The 23850-nt window shown below is 61.0% G+C and carries 17 protein-coding genes; 12 read left to right on the top strand and 5 right to left on the bottom strand.

Features of this window, described 5'->3' with window-relative positions; translation table 11 throughout:
- Nucleotides 1-208: 208 nt before the first annotated feature.
- On the bottom strand, nt 209-2524 hold the full coding sequence (locus ACIQAL_RS15220; RefSeq protein ID WP_401146726.1) for a fatty acid cis/trans isomerase: 2316 nt from the start codon (nt 2522-2524) through the stop codon (nt 209-211).
- Between the two features lie 172 nt (nt 2525-2696).
- Between ACIQAL_RS15220 and metH the strand changes: the two genes are divergently transcribed.
- Together metH and ACIQAL_RS15210 are read left to right on the top strand one after the other, a co-directional pair.
- The gene (gene metH, locus ACIQAL_RS15215; RefSeq protein ID WP_401146724.1) at nt 2697-6407 is read left to right on the top strand and encodes a methionine synthase; all 3711 of its coding nucleotides are present in this window, start codon (nt 2697-2699) and stop codon (nt 6405-6407) included.
- Nucleotides 6408-6643: 236 nt separating this feature from the next.
- Nucleotides 6644-6886 carry a DUF2970 domain-containing protein gene (locus ACIQAL_RS15210; RefSeq protein ID WP_401146723.1) on the top strand — a complete coding sequence of 81 codons (243 nt, stop codon included), beginning with the start codon at nt 6644-6646 and terminating at the stop codon, nt 6884-6886.
- A gap of 9 nt (nt 6887-6895) precedes the next feature.
- Here the strand turns inward: ACIQAL_RS15210 and ACIQAL_RS15205 are convergent, their stop codons facing one another.
- Nucleotides 6896-7984: an ABC transporter substrate-binding protein gene (locus tag ACIQAL_RS15205; RefSeq protein WP_401146720.1), complete on the bottom strand. Its 1089-nt coding sequence runs from the start codon at nt 7982-7984 to the stop codon at nt 6896-6898.
- A gap of 555 nt (nt 7985-8539) precedes the next feature.
- Between ACIQAL_RS15205 and ACIQAL_RS15200 the strand changes: the two genes are divergently transcribed.
- Nucleotides 8540-10198 carry a nitrite/sulfite reductase gene (locus ACIQAL_RS15200; protein ID WP_401146717.1) on the top strand — a complete coding sequence of 553 codons (1659 nt, stop codon included), beginning with the start codon at nt 8540-8542 and terminating at the stop codon, nt 10196-10198.
- Nucleotides 10182-10676, top strand: a complete 495-nt coding sequence (locus ACIQAL_RS15195; protein ID WP_166595532.1) for a DUF934 domain-containing protein — start codon at nt 10182-10184, stop codon at nt 10674-10676. Before ACIQAL_RS15200 ends, ACIQAL_RS15195 begins: the two co-directional genes overlap by 17 nt.
- 215 nt (nt 10677-10891) lie before the next feature.
- Here the strand turns inward: ACIQAL_RS15195 and sohB are convergent, their stop codons facing one another.
- Nucleotides 10892-11914, bottom strand: coding sequence for a protease SohB (gene sohB, locus ACIQAL_RS15190; protein WP_401146714.1), 1023 nt, complete (start codon nt 11912-11914; stop codon nt 10892-10894).
- Between the two features lie 204 nt (nt 11915-12118).
- On the opposite strand from sohB, the gene ACIQAL_RS15185 reads away from it, so the two are divergent.
- The 6 genes from ACIQAL_RS15185 to ACIQAL_RS15160 all read left to right on the top strand — a co-directional run bounded on the left by ACIQAL_RS15185 (nt 12119) and on the right by ACIQAL_RS15160 (nt 18281).
- On the top strand, nt 12119-12829 hold the full coding sequence (locus ACIQAL_RS15185) for a histidine phosphatase family protein (RefSeq protein ID WP_401146711.1): 711 nt from the start codon (nt 12119-12121) through the stop codon (nt 12827-12829).
- 57 nt (nt 12830-12886) lie between these two features.
- Nucleotides 12887-13201: an SCP2 sterol-binding domain-containing protein gene (locus ACIQAL_RS15180; protein ID WP_166595529.1), complete on the top strand. Its 315-nt coding sequence runs from the start codon at nt 12887-12889 to the stop codon at nt 13199-13201.
- A 219-nt stretch (nt 13202-13420) separates the two neighbouring features.
- Complete coding sequence (locus tag ACIQAL_RS15175) at nt 13421-14488, top strand: phosphotransferase family protein (RefSeq protein ID WP_401146707.1); 1068 nt, start codon at nt 13421-13423, stop codon at nt 14486-14488.
- Between the two features lie 39 nt (nt 14489-14527).
- Nucleotides 14528-15295, top strand: coding sequence for an SDR family oxidoreductase (locus ACIQAL_RS15170; protein WP_401146704.1), 768 nt, complete (start codon nt 14528-14530; stop codon nt 15293-15295).
- Nucleotides 15296-15543: 248 nt separating this feature from the next.
- Nucleotides 15544-16683, top strand: a complete 1140-nt coding sequence (locus tag ACIQAL_RS15165) for a Gfo/Idh/MocA family protein (RefSeq protein ID WP_401146702.1) — start codon at nt 15544-15546, stop codon at nt 16681-16683.
- A gap of 824 nt (nt 16684-17507) precedes the next feature.
- Complete coding sequence (locus tag ACIQAL_RS15160) at nt 17508-18281, top strand: TSUP family transporter (protein ID WP_401146699.1); 774 nt, start codon at nt 17508-17510, stop codon at nt 18279-18281.
- Here ACIQAL_RS15160 and nudC read toward each other — a convergent pair.
- Together nudC and ACIQAL_RS15150 are read right to left on the bottom strand one after the other, a co-directional pair.
- Nucleotides 18237-19091 (bottom strand): NAD(+) diphosphatase, encoded by an 855-nt coding sequence (gene nudC / locus ACIQAL_RS15155; protein ID WP_401146697.1) that lies wholly within the window; start codon nt 19089-19091, stop codon nt 18237-18239. The two genes, ACIQAL_RS15160 and nudC, sit on opposite strands and share 45 nt — an antisense overlap.
- Before the next feature lie 102 nt (nt 19092-19193).
- Nucleotides 19194-20006, bottom strand: a complete 813-nt coding sequence (locus tag ACIQAL_RS15150) for a crotonase/enoyl-CoA hydratase family protein (RefSeq protein WP_341964537.1) — start codon at nt 20004-20006, stop codon at nt 19194-19196.
- Nucleotides 20007-20303: 297 nt separating this feature from the next.
- Between ACIQAL_RS15150 and ACIQAL_RS15145 the strand changes: the two genes are divergently transcribed.
- Together ACIQAL_RS15145 and ACIQAL_RS15140 are read left to right on the top strand one after the other, a co-directional pair.
- On the top strand, nt 20304-21788 hold the full coding sequence (locus ACIQAL_RS15145) for an ATPase domain-containing protein (protein WP_401146694.1): 1485 nt from the start codon (nt 20304-20306) through the stop codon (nt 21786-21788).
- Nucleotides 21785-23815 carry a response regulator gene (locus tag ACIQAL_RS15140; RefSeq protein ID WP_401146692.1) on the top strand — a complete coding sequence of 677 codons (2031 nt, stop codon included), beginning with the start codon at nt 21785-21787 and terminating at the stop codon, nt 23813-23815. The genes ACIQAL_RS15145 and ACIQAL_RS15140 overlap by 4 nt, the downstream gene beginning before the upstream one ends.
- Nucleotides 23816-23850: the final 35 nt, after the last annotated feature.

Below are 23850 nucleotides of genomic sequence, written 5' to 3'. Positions count from 1 at the left end.
TATAAGGGTTTTCGGGTTTCATCCCGCACTCATGGGGACGAGGCGGGAATTGCGTCAGGCACAAAAATGTAGGAACGAATTCATTCCGGGCGCACGGACGAATGACTGAGACAGGCGATACATCTCTATCGCCTGAAACATCGCCTCGCGAATGAATTCGCTCCCACAGGTGATCGCGGGGTGTCAGGTTCTGCCTACATTCCGCGTATCACAGATTCTCATACCGGTTCATATCCAACACCCCCGCTTCTCGCGGCTCGGTCTCCTGAATGTAGCGGTCCAGGTCATGGAAGTAGGTCCAGAACAGCGGATGGCTGCGGCGCACGCCCCAACGCTCGACGATCTTCTCGAAAGCTGCCCTGTGCTCGCGGGCCTGCTCCATTGCGTCGACGAAGGCGTTCACTTCGTTAGCCGGGACGTTGAAGATGAAATTCGGGTAGCTGCTCAACACACCCGGGTAGATCGTCAGCGTGTCCAGCCCCGGCTGGTAGCGGTACGCCTCGCCGAGCAGGAAGGCGACGTTGCTGTGGGCGCGGTTGCGCAGCAGGCTGTAGACGACGCGTTTTCCGTTGCCGTCCTGAATCCGCAGCATCGTCGCTTCCGGCAGCTGGTCAATAACGCGCAAGCCCGCCGCCGGGCGCGACACCAGACGACTCAACGACTGCTCCACATCGCTGAATACCGACCCTACACCCGGACGCGAGCAGTACGCGCCGGTGCAGCGGTTGATCGGGTCAGGGGCTGCGTTCAGTGTTCCGGCGCGCTCGATCAACTTGCGTTCGAAATCACGCTTGGGATCTTTTTCGTCCAGCTTCAGGCCGGTCGGCGTGTCGTCGTCGATGGCCTGATAATCCAGCCACATCTTCACTTTGCCGCTGTCCTGATACCAACTGCCGAGGATGTCGTCGCGCTTGTCGGCCGGCATCAGACGTAGGAAGTTAACCTCTGCGCCGTTGCGGATCAGGTCGAAATACAGACGGGTCTGCACCTGATGGGACACGTTGCCATAGACGTCGAAGTTCACCACCAACTGGTAATAGGTGCGTTCCAGCAGCGGGTAGTCGAACAGCCAGACCGTGGTCGGCAGGTCCCCGATCAGGCCCTTGTTGACGGTGGCGCTGTCGAAGTGACGGAAAATCGTGAGCAAGGCATTGTCGTTGCCCGCCCACAGCGTCGCCCAGCCCGGTGGCGGCATGTGCGCGTAGGCATCGCTGCGCAGGTCTTCATAGGCGTTACGCTTGTCGCGGTAGTTGTGCCACAGGCTCAGGACGCTGCCGACGTCGTCGTTCTGCCCCGGCATCGCCAGCAACGGCGTGGCCTTGCCGCGATACACCGCGTCGGTGATGTAGCGGTCATGGGCGGGCTCCTGGAACAGCGCCCAGAAATGGTCGCGGATCACGTCGGTGGCGATCTGGCCTCGGCAGACTGGCCCGCGAATGAAGGTGCGCACGAAGTATTCGGCGTTATCCAGCATGAACTGGTAACGCGCCACGGCGGGGATTTCCTTGAACGTGTCGAAGGGGTTGGCCCGACGCTGAGGGCCATATCCCGGCAGCTGCGTGGCATGCCAGTCGCCGCTGTAAAACAGCTGCTTCACCCGCGCCAGTTTCTGCGGCCCCATCGGGTAGATGATGTGGGTCTTGTGCACGATGACGCCCTGAATGGGCATCAGGCGGTAATAGAAGGTGGTGCCCGGATCGTCATCGGGACGGCGGGTAGCGATGAGGTCCACCGGCTGGCCGCTTGGCGTCCGTGAACGCACCCACTGGAAGAAATGCCCCTGCTCACCGTCAGTGAAATAGACGTGTGCCAGGAACAGGTGCTCGTACAGCCAGCGGGCCACCAGCGCCTCGGTCGAACCGGGCCGGTTGAACAGGTTTTCCCACTCGGTGATTTCCGCCGCTTCCCCCGCGCTCGGCTGCACCGGTGTTTGCTCGACCGGCGCGCCCTGGGCCAGCCAGGTTTGCAGCGTGGTGTACTGCGCGTCGCTCAGACCGGTGACCGCCAATGGCATGCCCTGCCCAGGGTGCGACTTGGCGTAGCCGTCGAACTCCTGCGGCAACGGGCACATGTTCTCGCGGTTGAGCCCCAGCACGATGTCGTCCGGCAGCTTGGCGTTAGGCACCAGCGGCGCGCTGTGGCCGAACTCCAGCATCTTGGCCATCAGCGCCGCCTGATTGCTCTGGCCGTCCAGCACCGAATAAAAGCCTTTCTTGCGCCAGGCTTCAGGGCCTTCGGCGTCGTAGAAGATCCGTGTCGGCGCAATCGCCTGGCTGCGTTCGCCCTGATACACCGGCACCTTGGACGCCCCGCGCAACACGCCTTCCCCGCTGCCCAGGTTCAACTGACAGGCCGCGTCGTTGCAGGCATGGCAGGCTACACATTTCTCGGTGAAGATCGGTTGGATGTCCCGGCTGTAGGAAATGGCGGGATGGGGAACAGAGGACGGCGGAAGAGGTGATTGCGCGAACGCTGCACCGCATAACAGAAGGGCCAACACCGTGGCGAACACGCGATGCAACATGGAACGGACGTCCTGATAGAAAAAACCTGCGACGATTCTACCCGTGGCGAGCCGCCATCAACATGAACAGAATTCATCTAAATCCTGCGACGGTTTAAAACCGTACAGGTTTGCTATTATTTCGCACCTTTCAGCGTCCCCTTTTTTTGTATTTCTTCGTCCGGGTAAGCCAATGTCAGATCGCATCGCGCGTCTTCAAGCACTTCAACAAGCTCTCAAGGAACGCATTCTGATTCTCGATGGCGGCATGGGCACCATGATCCAGAGCTATCGCCTGGAGGAAGAAGACTACCGGGGCAAGCGCTTCGCTGACTGGCCGAGCGACGTCAAGGGCAACAACGACCTGCTGGTTTTGACCCGGCCGGACGTCATCGGCGCCATCGAGAAGGAATACCTCGATGCTGGCGCGGACATTCTCGAAACCAACACCTTCAACGCCACCCAAGTGTCCCAGGCCGACTACGGCATGGAAGCGCTGGTCTACGAGCTGAACGTCGAAGGCGCACGCCTGGCGCGCAAGGTCGCCGACGCCAAGACCCTGGAAACCCCGGACAAGCCGCGCTTCGTCGCGGGCGTGCTTGGCCCGACCAGCCGCACCTGCTCGCTGTCGCCCGACGTCAACAACCCCGGCTACCGCAACGTCACCTTCGATGAACTGGTGGAGAACTACACCGAGGCCACCAAAGGCCTGATCGAAGGCGGCGCAGACCTGATCCTCATCGAAACCATCTTCGACACCCTGAACGCCAAGGCCGCGATCTTTGCCGTGCAAGGCGTGTTCGATGAGATCGGCTTCGAACTGCCGATCATGATTTCCGGCACCATCACCGACGCCTCGGGCCGCACCCTGTCGGGCCAGACCACTGAAGCGTTCTGGAACTCGGTGCGCCACGCCAAGCCGATTTCCGTAGGCCTGAACTGCGCGTTGGGCGCCAGCGAACTGCGCCCGTACCTGGAAGAGCTGTCGAACAAGGCCGAAACCCAGGTTTCCGCGCACCCGAACGCTGGCCTGCCAAACGAATTCGGCGAGTACGACGAGTCGCCTGCCGAGATGGCCAAGGTCGTCGAAGAGTTCGCCCAGAGCGGTTTCCTCAACATCGTTGGCGGCTGCTGCGGCACCACCCCGGCGCACATCAAGGCCATTGCCAGCGCGGTGTCCAAGTACCCGCCGCGTGTCATTCCGGAGATCCCCAAAGCCTGTCGCCTCTCGGGCCTGGAGCCGTTCACCATTGATCGCAGCTCGCTGTTCGTCAACGTCGGCGAGCGTACCAACATCACTGGTTCCGCCCGTTTCGCCCGCCTGATCCGTGAAGACAACTACACCGAAGCGCTGGAAGTCGCCCTGCAACAGGTCGAAGCCGGTGCCCAGGTGATCGACATCAACATGGACGAAGGCATGCTGGACTCGAAGAAGGCCATGGTGACCTTCCTCAACCTGATCGCAGGCGAGCCGGACATCTCCCGCGTGCCGATCATGATCGACTCCTCGAAATGGGAAGTGATCGAGGCTGGCCTGAAGTGCATTCAGGGCAAGGGCATCGTCAACTCAATCAGCATGAAAGAAGGCGTCGAGCAGTTCATCCACCACGCCAAGCTGTGCAAGCGCTATGGCGCCGCTGTGGTGGTGATGGCGTTCGACGAAGCGGGTCAGGCCGACACCGAGGCGCGCAAGAAAGAAATCTGCAAACGCTCCTACGACATCCTGGTCAACGAAGTGGGCTTCCCGCCGGAAGACATCATCTTCGACCCAAACATCTTCGCCATCGCCACCGGCATCGAAGAGCACAACAACTACGCGGTCGATTTCATCAATGCCTGCGCCTACATCCGCGACGAGCTGCCGTATGCGTTGACCTCGGGTGGCGTGTCCAACGTGTCGTTCTCGTTCCGGGGCAACAACCCGGTGCGCGAGGCGATTCACTCGGTGTTCCTGCTGCACGCAATCCGCAACGGTCTGACCATGGGCATCGTTAACGCGGGCCAATTGGAGATCTACGACGAGATCCCGGCCAAGCTGCGTGAAGCGGTGGAAAACGTGGTGCTCAACGCTGATGAAGAAGGCACTGAGAAGCTGCTGGCCATCGCCGACGAGTTCAAGGGCGACGGTTCGGTGAAGGAAGCCGAGACCGAAGAGTGGCGCGGCTGGGAGGTCAACGAACGCCTCAAGCACGCGCTGGTCAAGGGCATCACCACCCACATCGTCGAAGACACCGAGCTGTCGCGCCAGTCGTTTGCACGCCCGATCGAAGTGATCGAAGGCCCGCTGATGGCAGGCATGAACGTGGTCGGCGACCTGTTCGGCTCGGGCAAAATGTTCCTGCCGCAGGTGGTGAAATCCGCCCGCGTGATGAAGCAGGCAGTCGCGCACCTGATCCCGTTCATCGAAGAAGAGAAAGGCGACAAGCCGGAGGCCAAGGGCAAAATCCTCATGGCCACGGTGAAAGGCGACGTGCACGACATTGGCAAGAACATCGTCGGCGTGGTGCTGGGCTGTAACGGCTACGACATCGTCGACCTTGGCGTGATGGTGCCTGCGGAAAAAATCCTCCAAGTTGCCAAGGAACAGAAGTGCGACATCATCGGCCTGTCCGGTCTGATCACCCCGTCGCTTGACGAAATGGTCCACGTCGCCCGTGAAATGCAGCGTCAGAACTTCAGCCTGCCGCTGATGATCGGCGGCGCGACCACGTCCAAGGCGCACACGGCGGTGAAGATCGAACCGAAGTACAGCAATGACGCCGTGATTTACGTCACCGATGCTTCACGCGCCGTTGGCGTGGCGACGCAGTTGCTGTCGAAGGAGCTGAAAGCCGGCTTCATCGAAAAGACTCGCGCCGAATACGTCGAAGTCCGCGAACGCACCTCGGCCCGCAGCGCCCGCACCGAGCGCCTGAGCTACAGCGCGGCCATCGCCAAGAAGCCGCAGTTCGACTGGGCGGCCTACCAGCCACACACGCCGACCTTCACCGGGGTCAAGGTGCTGGAAGACATCGACCTGAACGTGCTGGTGGATTACATCGACTGGACGCCGTTCTTCATCTCCTGGGACCTGGCGGGCAAATACCCGCGCATCCTTACCGACGAAGTGGTGGGTGAAGCCGCGACCTCGTTGTTCAACGACGCTCAGGAATTGCTGCGCAAGCTGATCGACGAGAAGCTGATCCGCAGCCGCGCAGTGTTCGGTTTCTGGCCTGCGAATCAGGTGGACCACGACGACATTCAACTGCTCGACGACAATGGTAAGCCACTGGCCAAGCTGCACCACCTGCGTCAGCAGATCATCAAGACCGACGGCAAGCCGAACTTCTCGCTGGCCGACTTCGTGGCGCCGAAGGACAGCGGCGTAACCGACTACGTGGGCGGCTTCATCACCACGGCGGGCATTGGCGCGGAAGAGGTGTCCAAGGCGTATCAGGACAAAGGCGACGACTACAACGCGATCATGGTCAAGGCACTGGCGGACCGTCTGGCCGAAGCCTGCGCGGAGTGGCTGCACCAGCAAGTGCGTAAAGAGTATTGGGGTTACGCCTCTGAAGAGCAGTTGGACAACGAAGACCTGATCAAAGAGAAATACGTCGGCATCCGCCCTGCCCCCGGCTACCCGGCGTGCCCGGACCATACCGAGAAAGGCGTGCTGTTCGACCTGCTCGACCCGACCCAGGGTGAGGGTAAACCGGGCATCAGCGGTGTGTTCCTGACCGAGCATTACGCGATGTTCCCGGCAGCAGCGGTCAGCGGCTGGTACTTCGCTCACCCGCAGGCGCAGTATTTTGCGGTGGGCAAGGTCGACAAGGATCAAGTCGAAAGCTACAACGCCCGCAAAGGCCAGGAAATGCGCGTGACCGAGCGCTGGCTGGCGCCGAACTTGGGGTATGACGAGTAAAGTCGCTCCCGCGCAAGCCTGCTTCTGCCGAAGGCGTAGGAGCTGGCTTGCCTGCGATCGGCTGCGCAGCAGTCGTCAATACGGCCACCACGGTGTGTCAGGAAGACCGGGCTATCAGGTTTGCTGCCGCTGCGCGCCAGATCGCAGGCAAGCCAGCTCCTACGGCCTGCGGCCAGAATCGAAAGCGTGCAGCGAACACCCGGTCTATTCTCCAGATAAGTCTCATGGAGGATGTCATGGAACCCTCATCCAACGATTCCCCTCAACACCCCGAAGATCCCAAACCACCCACTTTCTGGCAGATGCTGCACAGCGTCATGGCGGCAGCCTTTGGCGTGCAAAGCCACAAGAACCGGGCGCGGGACTTTACCCATGGCAAGCCGTCGCATTTCGTGATCCTGGGCGTGGCATTCACGGCGATATTCGCCTTGGCACTTCTGGGCATCGTGCAACTGGCGTTGTATTTCGCGCTGAACTGACTACACCGCTCAGTTGGACGTTTCCAGCCGCACGAAGGGGTACGTCACGCCTGCCGGGCTGTGGCCACCGACAAAATCCCTCACGTCGATGTCGTAGTCGTCGCGGGCATTGGCCTGCATGAAGTGCACACTGTCTTTGCGCTCCCTGACCTGCATCGCGCGCACGATCCACGAGCCGATGGCCTGACGGGCCTTGGGATCGGTATGGTCATAATCATTCAGCAGCACCAGCGCCCAGCCGCCCAAGGTGAAATGCCCGCCCGCCACGACGGTCAGTCGGCCTTCCAGCAAAGCCTGCAAGGCGGCGGTGGAGTCGTTGATGGTGCCGAGCCAGACGTCCTTCCCCGGCTGCTTGCCGGCCTCGCGCACGGCATCGATGACGCCAAACGCCATCTGATCGCTGGCGGTCCAGATGAGGTGCACGTTCGGGTAACGCTTGAGCAACACTTGCGCCTGCTCATACGCCCGGTCTCGGCGCCAGCCCCCAAGGACGATCTGCCGAAGACGTATCTCCGGGTGTTCGGCCAAGGCGCGATAAAGGCCGCGCTCGCGCTGCAACGACACCGGCGTGCTGTTGGTGCCGGAAAACGCCAGCATGTCGATGGTCTGGCCGGGCAGCACCGGAGGATGCGAGTCAATCAAACGTTTGGCGACGAGATACCCGCCCTCCTCGTCGTTGGCCACCACACTGCCGAGGAAATCCGGGTAGCGACTGTGCAGGTCGCCGAGAATGGCCAGTTGGTCGTCTGTGAACGTGTTATTCACTGCCAGCAGTTTCACGCCGCTGCCCACGGACAGACGGAGCACCTCCGGCGCCACATTCAGCTCATTGGAAAACACCAGATAATCCGGACGCGGGCTGCCCTGCAACGCGTTGCGCGCGAGGGTCAGCAAAGTCCGCGTATCGCGGTCGGTGTAATAGACGGTCAGGTCCATCCCAAGGCGGCTGGCAGCCGCCTCCATGAATCGGGAATAGCTGTTCCAGTACGGATCAGGCGCCGAACCCGGATTGAGAAACACAACCGACGCGGCCCAGGCACCGCCCAGCCACAGCCAGCCCACGACGCCAATGAGGCAGCCACTGAAAAACCTGATCATGGACACCGAGCCTCAACGCCATAAAGTATGCAGACGACCTTGCACAGGTCTGCTTATACCTTATCGGCAGCGGCCGGGTAAGTTGTACCCCTCGTCAGCCCGGTGTCCGAGCTACTGGTGACTGACCCAGAAAACGGCGGCCCCCACGACGAGTACGATGAGAAAGAAAATCGCCCAGGCATCTACATGACTGTCGGACTTGGCAGTTTTAGGGTGGTGGTTGCTCATTGCATCGCCTCTTGTCGGTCTTATGGGTGATTGCAGATCCAGCCCGCCGGAGACGGTTGACCCCGGCTGTCTCGTGAGTAAAGTTGAGGCGTGCCCTTATCACAAGTGGGGGCATGAGCAGCTGACGAAGCGCTTAGCACGTTCGGTTCTTTGCTTATATTCAAACATCACTTTTGCGCATATCCACAAACTGGTAACCTCCGCCCGGCCTCGTTGAGGCTGCGCGACCGTGCGCGCAGATTTGTCGGGACATCCTGAATGCAGGCGGCATCGCATCGCCTCTCAGATCGTCCGGACAGCAGTGAACCGCCTGAGAACAGGACCACCATGTACGTATACGACGAGTACGATCAGCGGATCGTCGAGGACCGCGTCAAGCAGTTCCGCGACCAGACCCGCCGCTATCTGGCCGGCGAACTCAGCGAAGAAGAGTTCCGCCCGCTCCGCCTGCAAAACGGCCTCTACATCCAGCGCTTCGCCCCGATGCTGCGCGTGGCGGTGCCTTACGGACAACTGACCTCGCGTCAGACACGGATGCTGGCGAAACTCGCCCGCGACTACGACAAAGGCTACGCGCACATCAGCACCCGCCAGAACGTGCAGTTCAACTGGCCCGCGCTGGAAGACATCCCCGACATCCTCGCCGAACTGGCCACCGTGCAGATGCACGCGATACAGACCAGCGGCAACTGCCTGCGCAACGTCACCACGGACCAATTCGCTGGCGTCGCTGCCGATGAACTGGTTGACCCGCGCCCATGGTGCGAGATCGTGCGTCAGTGGACGACCTTCCACCCGGAATTCGCCTACCTGCCGCGCAAGTTCAAGATCGCGATCAACGGTTCGACGTCCGACCGCGCCGCCATCGAAGTGCACGACATTGGCCTGGAGCCGATCAAGAACGCCGCAGGCGAGCTGGGCTTCCGCGTGCTGGTCGGTGGTGGCCTCGGTCGTACGCCGGTGGTGGGTGCGTTCATCAACGAATTCCTGCCGTGGCAAGACCTGTTGAGCTACCTCGACGCCATCCTGCGCGTGTACAACCGCTATGGCCGTCGTGACAACAAGTACAAGGCTCGCATCAAGATTCTGGTCAAGGCCCTGACGCCTGAAGTCTTCGCTGAAAAGGTCGAGGCCGAAATGGCTCACCTGCGCGGCGGCCAGACCACCCTGACCGAAGCTGAAGTGCACCGCATCGCCAAGCACTTCGTCGACCCCGAGTACAAGGCCCTCGCTGACCACAGCGCGGAACTGGCTCAGCTCGACAAAGAACACCCTGGTTTCGCCCGCTGGCGCACCCGTAACGTCCTGGCCCATAAAAAGCCGGGCTACGCGGCCGTGACCCTGTCGCTGAAACCCACCGGCGTGGCACCGGGCGACGTCACCGACAAGCAGCTGGACGGTATCGCCGACCTGGCCGACCGCTACAGCTTTGGCCAATTGCGCACCTCTCACGAGCAGAACGTGATTCTGGCCGACGTCGAGCAGAGCCAACTGTTCGCGATGTGGGGCGAGCTGCGTGAGCAAGGCTTCGCGACCCCGAACATCGGCCTGCTGACCGACATTATTTGCTGCCCTGGCGGTGATTTCTGCTCACTGGCCAACGCCAAGTCGATCCCGATCGCCGAATCCATCCAGCGCCGTTTCGACGACCTGGACTACCTGTTCGACATCGGTGAGCTGGACCTGAACATCTCCGGCTGCATGAACGCTTGCGGCCACCACCACGTCGGCCATATCGGCATTCTGGGCGTGGACAAGAAAGGCGAAGAGTTCTATCAGGTTTCCCTGGGCGGCAGCGCCAGCCGGGATGCAAGCCTGGGCAAGATTCTTGGCCCGTCGTTCGCACAGGACGCCATGCCGGACGTAATCGAGAAGCTGATCAACGTCTACGTCGAAAAACGCAACGAAGACGAGCGTTTCATCGACACGTACCAGCGTATCGGCATCGACCCTTTCAAGGAGCGCGTCTATGCAGCGAATCATTAAGAACAACGAAGTCATCGACGAGACCTGGCACCTGCTGCCGAAGGACACCACCCTTGACGGCTTGTCCAACTGCGACGACCTGATCGTGCCGCTGGCGCTGTGGCGTGACCACGGCCATGCGCTCAAGGCCCGCGATGGTGGCCTTGGCGTGTGGCTGGACGCCGACGAGGAAGCCGAGGAAATCGGTGAGGACGCCAGCCAGTTCCAGGTCATTGCCCTGAACTTTCCGGCATTCACCGACGGCCGCAGCTACTCCAATGCGCGCCTGCTGCGCGACCGCTACGGCTTCAAGGGCGAACTGCGGGCGATCGGCGACGTGTTGCGCGATCAGCTGTTCTACCTGCGCCGTTGCGGCTTCGACGCCTTCGCCATTCGCGCGGACAAAGACCCGTATGAGGCGCTGGAAAGCCTCAAAGACTTCTCCGTGACCTATCAGGCTGCCACTGACGAGCCTTTGCCGCTGTTCCGTCGTCGTTGATTCGACGCTGAAAGGCGAGCAACAAAAAGCCCCGACTTCGAGAGAAGCCGGGGCTTTTTTTGGGGCGGACGCAGCCTATCTGAAGGTATGTGAAGAATCTGTGGGAGCGAATTCATTCGCGATGCGAGGGTACATCTGACAGAGACATGTCGATCATAACGACCTCTCGCGAATGAATTCGCTCCCACAGGGTTAAACGAACGCCCGAAATTTCCTTACCAAAACCGCTGCTGCATCAACCGGCTCCACCAACCTGTCACCAGACGATCCACCGAGCCACTCGCCGCCAGCCCAACACGCTCTTGCAAACTCTTGCGCTCGGCATAGTGCAAATGGAACACCTCGGCAGTCTTGGCCTTGTCGGCCAAGTACTCGTCGCTGGTCTTCAGCTCATCCACCAACTGTTTGTCCTTGGCGGCCATGCCCAGCCAGACTTCGCCGGTGGCCACTTCATCGATCTGCAATTGCGGGCGGTAGCTGGCGACGAAGTTCTTGAACAGCTCGTGGGTGATGTCCAGGTCCTGCTGGAACTTCTCGCGGCCCTTCTCGGTGTTTTCGCCAAACACGGTCAGCGTGCGTTTGTATTCGCCGGCAGTCAGCACCTCGAAGTCAATGTCGTGCTTTTTAAGCAGGCGATTGACGTTCGGCAATTGCGCCACCACGCCAATCGAGCCCAGCACGGCGAACGGCGCGCTGATGATGCGGTTGCCGATGCAGGCCATCATGTAGCCGCCGCTGGCCGCGACCTTGTCGATGCAGATGGTCAGCGGGATGCCCGCCTGACGAATCCGCGCCAGTTGCGACGACGCCAGGCCGTAGCTGTGCACCATGCCGCCGCCGCTTTCGAGGCGCAGCACCACTTCGTCCTTGTCAGTGGCGAGGGTCAACAGTGCGGTGATCTCGTGGCGCATGCTCTCGGTGGCCGAGGCCTTGATGTCGCCGTCGAAATCCAGAACATAGACGCGCGGCTTGACCACCGGCTGTTTCTTGTCCTTCTTCTGCTCCTTGGCCTGAGCCTTGCGCAGCGCCTTGAGGCGGGCCTTGTCCAGCAACGAGCCTTCAAGGCGGTCGCGCAAGCCCTTGTAGAAATCATTGAGCTTGGTCACGTGCAACTGACCCCCGCCGCCACGACGACCGCGCCCGCGCATGGACGCGATGACGACCAGCACCACGACAATCGCGACCACCACCGTGACGGTCTTTGCCAGAAAGCTGGCGTAATCGAACATGAACTCCACAGAAACTCCTTACCTGTACGTCTGATCCGGGACAGGATCGCGAATGAGCCCAGCATACCGGCGTGCCTTGCGCCGAGCCAGTCGCACAACCGTCAAAGACCGAGACAATCGAACAATTCAAACAAGCGTATGTTTTTTCATTGACAGACCCTGCACCGTCCTCATAACCTCCCATCACTTTCAACGTACCGGGACGACGCGGACGTGGGCAGCATCTATCTGATACGACATGGCCAGGCTTCCTTTGGTGCGGACGATTATGACGTTCTGTCGCCGACCGGTTATCGCCAGGCCGAAGTCCTCGGCGCGCACCTGGCCCAGTTGGGTCTGACGTTTGATCGCTGCCTATCGGGCAACCTGTTTCGTCAACGCCACACCGCCGAAACGGCGCTGGCGCAAATGGATGCCGCAGGCCTGACCACGCCCCCGCTGGAAACCGACACCGCCTTCAACGAATTCGACGCCGAAGCGGTGATCCGCGCCCTGCTCCCCGCGATGATGAGCGACGAGCCGCAAGCGCTGGAGATCATGCGCAATGCGGCGCACAACCGCGCTGAGTTTCAGCGCCTGTTTGCGCTGATCGTCGGTCGCTGGCTCGGCGGCGAGCACGACACCCCGGCGCTGCAGAGCTGGTTGGCGTTCGTTGAACAGGTGAAGGCAGGCCTCGACCGGATTCTCGACAGCGCCAGCCACAACGACCGCATCGCCGTGTTCACCTCCGGGGGCACCATCACCGCCCTGCTCCACCTGATCACCCAGATGCCTGCAACTCAGGCATTCGAACTCAACTGGCAAATCGTCAACACCTCGCTCAACCACCTGAAATTTCGGGGTCGCGAGGTGTCCCTGGCTTCCTTCAACAGTCTTGCGCACCTGCAACTGATGAAGGCGCCGGAGCTCATCACCTACCGCTGAGCCCGGCCAATCGCACCCGCAAGGTGCCAGCAATCACTCATATAAAAGGATGACCCCATGACCTCCGTAGCCGACGCCGTACAAGCCATGAAAGCCAAGTTCAACCCGGAAGCCGCTGCGGGCCTGGACCTGGTGTTCGGTTTCCGTATCGACGAAACCAAGAACTTTTCGCTGATCGTTAAGGACAAGACCTGCGAGCTGCAGGAAGGCGAAAACCCTGACGCCCAAGTGACCCTGGTCATGGACGGCGAGACCCTGGAAGGCATCGTCAGCGGCGAGACCGACGGCATGCAGGCCTTCATGGGCGGCAAACTGCGCGCCGAGGGCGACATGATGCTGGCGATGAAATTGAGCGAGCTGTTCCCGTCATAAAACTCAGGTTTCACCACGAGCTGCGATGTGAATCCTGAAAACCGAAGCTTCCGGGCTTCGGTTTTTTTTGCTCCATGGTTTCCGGATACCCGGATCAAAGCGGCTGATTGACCCGTAACACGCTCGCCAATAAGGCCCGGCACGGCTTGTCCGGCAGGCGGCGCGCGCATTAGATTAGTCAATGATCATGACCCTCCAAAATAAACAACAGGGATAAGCATGGCGCTCACCGACCAGTCCACCCAGGTTCGATCCGGCGAAGAACTCGACGCCGCGTTGATCGATCCGTACCTCAAGACCCATATTCCGGGCCTGAGCGGCACCGCGCAGATCAGCCAGTTTCCCGGTGGCGCGTCCAACCTGACCTACCTGCTGAAATACCCCGAGCGGGAATTCGTCTTGCGTCGCCCGCCGTTCGGCCACAAAGCGAAAAGCGCCCACGACATGGGTCGCGAATTCCGCATTCTCAACCAGCTCAAAGACGCCTTCCCCTATTGCCCCAAGGCTTACGTGCACTGCACCGACGACTCGGTGATTGGTGCCGAGTTTTATGTCATGGAGCGGGTCAAGGGCATCATTTTGCGCGCCGAGCTGCCTGCCGAACTGAATTTCAATGCCGCGCAGACCGAAGCGCTGTGCAAAAGCTTCATCGACAAACTGGTGGACTTGCATCAGGTGGATTACACGGCGTGCGGCCTTGGCGATCTGGGCAAACCGCAGGGCTATGTCGAGCGACAGATTCGTGGCTGGGCCGAGCGCTATGAAAAGGCCCGCACCCCGGATGCGCCGAGCTGGGAAAAAGTCGCGCGCTGGCTCGACGACAAAAAGCCCGCTGATCACCCGACCTCAAGCCTGGTGCACAACGATTACCGCTTCGACAACGTAATCCTCGACCCGAACAACCCGATGCAGATCATCGGCGTGCTCGACTGGGAGCTGACCACGCTGGGCGACCCGCTGATGGACCTGGGCAACAGCCTGGCCTACTGGATTCAGGCCGATGACCCCGCCCCAGTTCAGTTGATGCGCCGCCAGCCGAGCCACGCACCCGGCATGCTGACCCGCGAGCAAATCGTCGCGTATTACGCCGAACGCTCCGGGATTCGCATCGATAACTTCGACTTTTACTACACCTACGGGCTTTTCCGTCTGGCAGGCATCGTCCAGCAAATCTATTACCGGTTTTTCCACGGCCAGACTCAGGACAAGCGTTTCGCCCAGTTCATTCACATGAACAAACTGCTGGAACACATGGCCTTGCAGGTGATTGACCGCTCTAGCCTCTGACGGCGCTTAACCCTTTCGCGACAGGATAAGGAAGACAACATGTCCAAGACTCAACTGTTCGACCTCGACGGCAAGATCGCCTTTGTGTCCGGCGCCAGCCGTGGCATCGGCGAAGCCATCGCCAAACTGCTGGCTCAGCAAGGCGCCCACGTCATCGTCTCCAGTCGCAAGCTTGACGGTTGCCAGCACGTGGCTGACGCAATCATCGCCGACGGCGGCAAGGCCACGGCGATTGCCTGCCACATTGGCGAGATGGAACAGATCAGCGGGGTCTTTGCACGTATTCGTGAAGAGTTTGGACGCCTCGACATTCTGGTCAACAACGCGGCCACCAACCCGCAATTCTGCAACGTACTGGACACCGACCTCGGAGCCTTCCAGAAAACCGTGGACGTGAACATTCGCGGTTACTTCTTCATGTCGGTGGAAGCGGGCAAGCTGATGCGCGAACACGGGAGTGGCAGCATTATCAACGTGGCCTCGATCAACGGCGTTTCACCGGGGGTGTTCCAGGGCATCTATTCGGTGACCAAGGCAGCCGTGATCAACATGACCAAGGTCTTCGCCAAGGAATGCGCGCAGTTCGGGATTCGCTGCAACGCGTTGCTGCCGGGCCTGACCGACACCAAGTTCGCCTCGGCGCTGGTGAGCAACGAAGCCATTTTGAAAACCGCATTGGCGCAGATCCCGCTCAAGCGCGTGGCCGCCCCGAGCGAGATGGCCGGGACCGTGTTGTACCTGGCCAGCGATGCGTCGAGCTACACCACGGGCGTGGCGTTGAATGTCGATGGCGGTTTTTTGTCCTGACCATCGCCTTCGGCCCTGTCGGTGATCCCCTGTAGGAGCGAATTCATTCGCGAATGGTCGTCCAGACGATGCACCTGCGTCGGATGAACCGCCTTCGCGAATGAATTCGCTCCCACAGTTGAGCTTGCGTCAGGCCAGTCACTCCTCACTGAGGCGAATCTGAGGTGTATTTGATGGAATAAAGATTCCATCAATCCCCCTCAGCGAATACATTTTCCGCACAACAACATTCCTTCAAGGACGCTGTCATGCGCGAATCGTCGCTTCCGGATCTGGGCGTAGGCTTGATCGGTACAGGTTTCATGGGGCGAGCACACGCTCTGGCCTTTCACAATGCCCGCACCACCTTCGACCTGCCCGTCAACCTCAAACTCGCCGCACTGGCCGACGCCGATGCGACCCGCGCCGAGCAGTGCGCGCGGTCCTGGGGGTTCGACCGCAGCCATGCCGACTGGCAGCAGCTGATCAGCGACCCCGCCGTCGATCTCGTGGCGATCACCACGCCCAATCACCTGCATTTCCCCATGGCCATGGCGGCGCTCGAAGCCGGTAAGGCGGTGTATTGCGAGAAGCCGCTGGCGGTGAGTCTGGAGCAGGCCCGCGAGATGCAGAGCGCGGCGCAGAAGGCCGGGGTCGTGACCCGCGTCGGCTACAACTACCAGCACAACCCCATCATCGGCTTGGCCCGCGAAATGATTCAGAGCGGCGAATTGGGTCAGATCGTGAGTTTTCAGGGCGAATTCAGCGAAGACTTCATGGGCAACCCGCAGCAGCCATGGTCGTGGCGCTGTGAGCAGGCCCACGCTGGCGGTGCCCTGGCGGACCTCGGCAGCCATTTGCTGGCGATGGCGCGGTACCTGTTGGGCGATGTCGAAGCCGTGACCGCAGATTCGCAGACCGTCCACGCGCAACGGCCAGCGACACAAGGGAGTCAGGAACAGCGCCCCATTGTCATTGACGACCAGACCTATGCCTTGCTGCGCTTCGCCAATGGCGCACGGGGTACATTTGGCACGAGCTGGCTCAAGCACGGCTACAAGAACCATCTGAGTTTCGAGATCAGCGGCACGTTGGGCACGCTGTCGTTCGATCAGGAGCGTCTCAATGAGCTGCGCCTGTACCGGGCAGGCGCGCCGGGGCGGGATGGATTTCAGCGAATTCTGGCGGGCCCCACGCAACCCGGCTACGCAGCGTTCTGCCCTGCACCGGGGCATCAGCTGGGATACAACGAATTGAAGACACTGGAAGTCCACGCGCTGATTCAAGCGCTGACGGGCAAAGGCAATGAAGGACCGGATTTTGCCGAGGCGCTGGAAGTGGAGCGCCTGGCCACGGCGATTCGCGTGGCGGCGAAGGAGATGCGTTGGGTGAAGGTTTCGGATATTTGACGATGTGGATGGCCGCTTCCATTTGCGGCCGGACTTAAAATTCGGATCGCACTGCCGGCCTGCTTCTGTCGGAGGCAAGGTTGCATGCCTCACGCTGGCGCGCTTCTGCCGGAGGCGTAGGAGCAAGCTTGCTCCGGGCTGCGATCAGACGATCTGTTGCGAAGCAGCAGCAAAACCTGATTGCACGGTTTGCCTGTTACGACCAAGGCGTCCGATCTTGCCGCCGCTTCGCGCCAGATCGCAGGCAAGCCAGCTCCCACGGCCTCCGGCCAGAATCAAAAGCCATGCTGCGTCCGCCACCCCTGCTTCTACACACCTCACGCTAGCGCGCTCCTGCCGAAGGCGTAGGAGCAAGCTTGCTCCGGGCTGCGATCAGACGATCGGTTGCGCAGCAGTCGCTGATCCGACGGACGCGATATGCCTGACACCACCCAGGTGCCCGGTTTTGCTGCCGCTACGCGGCAGAAACAGATCGCGAGCAAGGTGGAACGCCACCCCGGCACACCCACGCCTTCGGCAGAAGCACGTGCCTGGTGAGGTCCAAGCTGTTGATTCTGGCCGAAGGCCGTGGGAGTTGGCTTGCCTACGATCTACTGCGAAGCAGTAGCGAACCCCGGCGACTTCATACACCTGACCCACCGCAGATGCCCGATTTGCTGCAGCTTCGCGTCAGATCGCAGGCAAGCCAGTTCCGACAGGTTCGGCATTTCAGAGCCGATATTCGGGCGGACACAAAGGAATCGGCCTGCACCTCGCTTGGCTTACCGGTAGAATGCCGCGCTTCCGGGCAGCCATTCTGCCCGTCTGCCCAGTAAGCCCTGTCCATGCCGTTCGAACTTTCCGTAGATGCCACCACCCTCGTGGTGCTTGCCCTGGTCGCTTTTGTGGCAGGGTTCATCGATGCCATTGCCGGGGGTGGGGGTCTGTTGACCACCCCTGCTCTGCTCACCGCTGGCCTGCCGCCGCATCTGGTGCTGGGCACCAACAAGCTCAGCTCGACCTTCGGCTCCGCCACTGCCGGGTTCACGTTTTATCGTCGTAAACTGTTCCACCCCAGACAGTGGACCCGCGCGCTGATCGGCACGGCCATGGGTGCGCTGGTGGGTGCCGTGATCGCTCACTACCTGCCCGCCGAGCTGCTGAATCAGATGCTGCCGGTGATCGTCTTCGGCTGCGGCCTTTACCTGCTGTTCGGCGGCACGCCCAAGGCACCCTTGGACAGCAACGCGCCGATCAAAACCAAGTGGCAGCTTCCCCAAGGTTTGGGGCTGGGCTTCTACGACGGCGTGGCTGGCCCCGGCACCGGCGCGTTCTGGACGGTCAGCACGTTGCTGATGTATCCGGTGGACCTGGTGAAAGCCAGCGGCGTGGCGCGCAGCATGAACTTCGTCAGCAACGCAGCGGCGCTGAGCATCTTCGCCATCAACGGCTCGGTGGACTGGGCCATCGGGCTGGTGATGGGATCGGCGCTGATGGTAGGAGCGTTTCTCGGGGCAAGAACGGCGATTCAGGGCGGCGCCAAATTCATCCGCCCTGTCTTCATCACCGTTGTGTTAGGACTGACTGTCCGCCTGGCCTGGCAACACTGGTTCCACTAGGCCCAAACGCTTGGCCAGATAGAGATCGATCAGATACCGCGCAATGGAACGACTGGCCGGCAACGGCGGCATGTCGTGGATGCTGAACCATTGCGCGTCTTCGATCTCATCAACCTGGGGCACGATCTCGCCGCTGTCGTATTCGGCGTGGAAGCCCAGCATCATCGAGTGCGGGAACGGCCAGCATTGGCTGCCCTTGTACTCGATGTTCTTGACCTTGATCTGCACCTCTTCCATGACTTCGCGACGCACGCAATCTTCGGCCGACTCACCGGGCTCCGCAAACCCCGCCAAGGTGCTGTAGACCCCCGTCACGAAGCGCGGCGAACGGGCGAGCAGAACTTCGTCGCCCCGGGTGATCAGCACGATCATGCTCGGCGAAATGCGCGGATAGGCCCGCAGGTCGCACCGCGAGCAATGCATCGCGCGTTCGCCAGGAATCTGCAGGTTCGGGCTGCCACAGTTTCCGCAAAAGCGATGTTCTTTGGCCCAGGTGCTGATTTGCGCCGCATAGCCCAGCACCTGAAACAGGTCAGCATCGTCCCCCAGCATGAATTGGCGCAGCGTCTGCCAACGTGTGCCTTCCAACTCAACCGGGTGTTCAAGCACGTAAACGTAGACCGGCTCGCCATCGAAATGGCCGATACCGTGCTCGCTGATCAATGGCAGTTCCTGACGCTTGAGCCATTCCCGGGGAAACATCGCACCGTTGTCGTCGAGCAGAAAACCCTGATCACTGTGGATCACGGCCCACCCGCCGGCTGCCTGAGTATCGAGCACAGCGGTGGTCCAACGCCTGGGGCGCGTCATGAAAACACTCCTCTGGCCAGCGACCTGCGCCACCCTCAGCCCGATTCAGCGTAGAGAATCAGGGCCCAGAGGCGGCAGGAGCCTGCCTGTTGAAAATCACGGTCAATTGTCGAAAACCGGCTTCTGCTTGCCCATGTGGGCGACCATCGCCAGCTTCAAGTCTGCCGATTGCAACATGGCAGCGTTCCAGGTGGCAACGTATTCAAGCCCGTCATCGACACTGTGATCGCGCATATAGCCGATCATGCGCTTGCTGCCGCTGACGGCAATCGGGGATTTGGCGGCGATTTCGCGGGCGATGGTGAACACACCGTCCAATAATTGCGCCTGATCGACGTACGTGCGATTGACCAGACCGATGCGGAGCGCTTCGTCCGCTTTGACGTTGCGTCCGGTGTAGGCCATTTCCCGCATCATGCCGTCACCGATCAGGCGCGGCAGGCGTTGCAGGGTGCCGACGTCAGCGGCCATGCCCATGTCGATCTCGCGAATGGAGAACAGCGCGTCGTCCGCCGCATAGCGCATGTCACAGGCGCTGATCAGGTCGATGGCGCCACCGATGCAGTAACCCTGAACGGCCGCCAGCACCGGCTTGCTGCAACGGTCCACCACACTGAAGGATTCCTGCATCTGCAGAATCTTGCGCCGCAGCAAGCGCGCGTTGCGACCCACATCCTTGCCCAACTCGTTGGCCACCGAGGCGAGCATCATCAAATCGATGCCCGACGAGAAATGCTTGCCGGCGCCACTGAGGACCACCACACGCACGTCATCGGTGTCCTCGACCCACTGGAAAATGTCGATGATTTCGCTCCAGAATGCCGCATTCATGGCGTTGATCTTTTCCGGGCGATTGATTTGCACGTGGGCGATATGGTCGGTCAACTCGACCTTGAAAGCGCTGTAGTCGGACACGGCGATGATCCTTGAATGGCCTGCGATGGGTGAAAGCTCCAGACGCCGGACTATATCAAGACGATCAGGACGCAACAGGCTACGGTTGCGCCATTTGCCGGACTCGAAAGTGGACGGCGCAGGCTCCCCGGCGTTGCGCAACATCATGCTGCCATCCAGAAAAAGTGAACCGCCAAGTACAGCCATGGTCCAGAGACATGGCAGCCAAGCACCGCAATCACGCAGTGTTTGCCGTTGCCCAGGGTCATCGATCACTGATCGACCCCCACTCTTTTTTAGGTCGCAAGAGGGCGATTCTTGACTACATCAAAAGCGGCAACCGGCATCGTGGGCCTGGACGACATCCTTGCGGGTGGTCTTTCGCGCAGCCATGTCTTTCTTCTCGAAGGAGAACCCGGAACCGGCAAGACCACCGTGGCGCTGCAATTTCTGTTGGCAGGCGCAATGGCGGGTGAACGCTGTCTTTACATCACGCTGTCCGAGACCGAGCGTGAGTTGCGCGAAGGCGCCCGCTCCCATGCCTGGGAACTTGATGAACACATTGAGGTGTTCGAGCTCACACCTCCGGAAGACTTGCTCAACGCCGAGCATCAGCAGAGCCTGCTGTACTCGTCAGACCTTGAGCTGGGCGAAGCCACCAAGCAGATTTTCGAAGTGGTCGAGCGCGTACGGCCGTCGCGGGTGGTCATCGACAGCCTGTCTGAAATCCGTCTGCTGGCGCAAAGCTCGTTGCGTTACCGTCGGCAGATTCTGGCGATCAAGCACTACTTCGCCCGCTACGACGCGACGGTGATCCTGCTCGACGACCTGACCACCGAATCCCTGGACAAGACCGTGCACAGCGTGGCCCACGGCGTCATCCGCCTGGAAGAGCTGACCCCGTCCTATGGCGCCGAGCGTCGCCGCCTGCGGGTGGTCAAGTATCGCGGGCAGAAGTACCGTGGCGGCTATCACGACTTCAACATCATGGCCGACGGCATCCACGTCTTCCCGCGCCTGGTCGCGGCTGAACACCGCAACAGTTACCTGAGTTCGCAACTCGGCAGCGGCATTTCCGAACTGGACGCCTTGCTGGGCGGCGGCATCGACAGCGGTTCCAGCACGCTGATTCTTGGCCCGGCCGGGACCGGCAAATCGCTGATCGCGCTGGTGTTCGCAGCGGCCGCCGTGGCCCGTGGTGAAAAAGTCGGGCTGTTCATTTTCGATGAAGAAATGGGCCTGCTGTTCGAACGCATGAGGAAGATGGGCATCGATCTGAAGGCATTGCAAGCAACCGGGAACCTGCTGATCGAGCAGGTGGACGCCGCCGAACTCTCGCCAGGCGAGTTCTCTCATCGGGTGCGCCGCAGCGTGGACGAGAAAGGCATTCGCACGGTGGTGATCGACAGCCTCAACGGCTATCAGGCCGCGATGCCGGAAGAAAATGCGCTGGTGCTGCACATGCACGAGCTGCTGCTCTACCTCAATCGCCAAGGCGCCTCGACGTTCATGACGGTGGCCCAACACGGTCTGGTGGGCGACATGCGTGCGCCGGTAGACATTACCTACCTCGCCGACACCGTGATTCTGTTGCGTTATTTCGAAGCGCTTGGCAAAGTCCGTCGCGCCATTTCGATCATCAAGAAACGCACGGGCACCCATGAGTCAACCATTCGCGAATACCGCATCAGTGGCTCTGGCATGACCATCGGCGCACCGCTGGAAGCCTTTCAAGGCGTGCTGCGCGGCGTGCCCCATTACTATGGCGAGAGCAATCCGCTGTTACGGGACGAGGACGTGTGAGTACACCGGGACAGCTGTCGGAACGCGCCATTATCCTGGCCCCTCGGGGTCGGGACAGTCAGATCGCCTTGAGAATCCTGCAAGAAGCAGGGTTCCCGGCGCTCATCACCCATGATCTGGCCGGTCTGTGCAAGGAGATGATTTCCGGCGCGGGCCTGGCCATCGTCGCCGATGAGGCGCTGCGCGGGGTCGATCTGAACCCCTTGCTGAGCCTGTTGAGTAATCAGGCGCCGTGGTCGGACCTGCCCATCGTGCTGCTCACCCACCACGGCGGTCCGGAACAAAACCCCTCATCGCGCCTCGGCAAGCTGCTCGGCAACGTCACGTTTCTGGAGCGCCCGTTTCACCCGGCGACGCTGGTCAGTCTGGTCACCACCGCCGTGCGCGGACGCCGTCGCCAGTACGACGCCCGCAGCCGCATGGAAGACCTGCTGGAAAGCGAGCAACGCTTGCAACACGCGCTCAAGGCCGGACGCCTGGGGTCGTGGCAACTGGAGGCCGAGTTTCTAGGGCTGGACTGCTCGGACATCAGCAAAAGTCACTTTGGCCGCGACGAACACGCGCCCTTCTCGTATCACGAGTGGCTGGAGTCGGTGTACGCCGCCGACCAGCCGCGCATGCAGTCGGCATTGCAGCGCAGCCTGGACACCGGCGACGACTTCATCATCGAATACCGTAACGTCTGGCCGGACGGCTCGCTTCACTGGGTCGATGTGCGTGCCCGCGCCCTCCGCGCACGCAACGGTCGGGTCAGCCTGCTGGCAGGCGTGACGTCGGACATTACCGAGCGCAAGCTCGCCGAGACCCAGCTGCGCCAACTCAATGAAACCCTCGAACAGCAAGTCGAAGAACGCACCTCCCAGTTGCGCCACAACGAGGAGGTGTTGCGCCAATCGCAGAAGATGGAGGCCGTTGGCCAACTCACCGGCGGCATTGCCCACGACTTCAACAACATGCTCACCGGCATCATCGGCAGCCTTGAATTGTTGCGGCGCCGCATCGCCAAGGGCCGGATCGACGACCTCGACGGACTGATCGACCTGGGCGTGACCTCGGCCAACCGCGCCGCCGCCCTGACCCATCGTCTTCTGGCATTCTCTCGTCGACAGTCGCTGGATTCGAAGCCGGTGGAGATGAACGGGCTGGTCAATTCCATGGGCGAGTTATTGCACCGCAGCGTTAACGAGAGCGTGCGCCTGGACATGTGCCTTGAACCGGCCCTCTGGACCGCCGAGGCCGACCCGAACCAGCTCGAAAGCGCGCTGCTCAATCTTGTGCTCAACGCCCGGGATGCCATGCCCAACGGCGGCATGCTGATGATCGAGACCTTCAACCGCAAGCTCGACCGCACCTTCACCAACGCCTACGAAAACCTGCTGCCCGGTGATTACGTGGTGCTCAGCGTGACCGACACCGGCTGCGGCATGCCCGAAAACGTGATCAGCCGGGCATTCGACCCGTTCTTCACCACCAAGCCGATCGGTCAGGGCACCGGGTTGGGCCTGTCGATGATCTACGGATTCACCAAGCAGTCTCGCGGCCATGTGTCGATCGAAAGCCAAGTGGGCCACGGCACCACCGTGCAACTGTTTCTGCCGCGCTTTCATGGCGACAAGGACGCGGAAGACCTTGGCGCGGATCAGAAGGCCGTGGAAGCCCGCGAAGGCGAGACCATTCTCATCGTGGAAGACGACCCCGCCGTGCGCGCATTGGTCAGCCAGGTGCTGAGTGAATTAGGTTACGGGTATCTGGAAGCCGCGGATGCGGTGGGCGCCGTGCCGATTCTCGAATCCGGCCAGCGCATCGACTTGATGATCAGCGACGTCGGCCTGCCTGGTATGAACGGCCGTCAATTGGCGGACATTGGACGGCAGTTACGGCCTGAGCTCAGGGTGCTGTTCATCACCGGCTATGCGGAAAACGCCGGCACGCGGGCCGGGTTTCTGGAAGACGGAATGCAGATGATCACCAAGCCGTTTGCGTTTGATCAGTTGACGGCGAAGGTGCGGGAAATGATCGAGGGGTGATCGGCTTCATGCTGAACCGCGGTCAAGCGGTTGAT

Source organism: Pseudomonas sp. NPDC088368, from assembly GCF_044753445.1.
Classification (GTDB): domain Bacteria; phylum Pseudomonadota; class Gammaproteobacteria; order Pseudomonadales; family Pseudomonadaceae; genus Aquipseudomonas; species Aquipseudomonas bambusae.
This window is presented reverse-complemented; position numbering and strand designations above follow the sequence as displayed.

What these genes read in the sequence shown, in the direction of transcription:
- ACIQAL_RS15220 (WP_401146726.1), bottom strand. Translation starts at nt 2,524, where the DNA reads ATGTTGCATCGCGTGTTCGCCACGGTGTTGGCCCTTCTGTTATGCGGT.
- metH (WP_401146724.1), top strand. Translation starts at nt 2,697, where the DNA reads ATGTCAGATCGCATCGCGCGTCTTCAAGCACTTCAACAAGCTCTCAAG.
- ACIQAL_RS15210 (WP_401146723.1), top strand. Translation starts at nt 6,644, where the DNA reads ATGGAACCCTCATCCAACGATTCCCCTCAACACCCCGAAGATCCCAAA.
- ACIQAL_RS15205 (WP_401146720.1), bottom strand. Translation starts at nt 7,984, where the DNA reads ATGATCAGGTTTTTCAGTGGCTGCCTCATTGGCGTCGTGGGCTGGCTG.
- ACIQAL_RS15200 (WP_401146717.1), top strand. Translation starts at nt 8,540, where the DNA reads ATGTACGTATACGACGAGTACGATCAGCGGATCGTCGAGGACCGCGTC.
- ACIQAL_RS15195 (WP_166595532.1), top strand. Translation starts at nt 10,182, where the DNA reads ATGCAGCGAATCATTAAGAACAACGAAGTCATCGACGAGACCTGGCAC.
- ACIQAL_RS15180 (WP_166595529.1), top strand. Translation starts at nt 12,887, where the DNA reads ATGACCTCCGTAGCCGACGCCGTACAAGCCATGAAAGCCAAGTTCAAC.
- ACIQAL_RS15175 (WP_401146707.1), top strand. Translation starts at nt 13,421, where the DNA reads ATGGCGCTCACCGACCAGTCCACCCAGGTTCGATCCGGCGAAGAACTC.
- ACIQAL_RS15170 (WP_401146704.1), top strand. Translation starts at nt 14,528, where the DNA reads ATGTCCAAGACTCAACTGTTCGACCTCGACGGCAAGATCGCCTTTGTG.
- ACIQAL_RS15165 (WP_401146702.1), top strand. Translation starts at nt 15,544, where the DNA reads ATGCGCGAATCGTCGCTTCCGGATCTGGGCGTAGGCTTGATCGGTACA.
- ACIQAL_RS15160 (WP_401146699.1), top strand. Translation starts at nt 17,508, where the DNA reads ATGCCGTTCGAACTTTCCGTAGATGCCACCACCCTCGTGGTGCTTGCC.
- nudC (WP_401146697.1), bottom strand. Translation starts at nt 19,091, where the DNA reads ATGACGCGCCCCAGGCGTTGGACCACCGCTGTGCTCGATACTCAGGCA.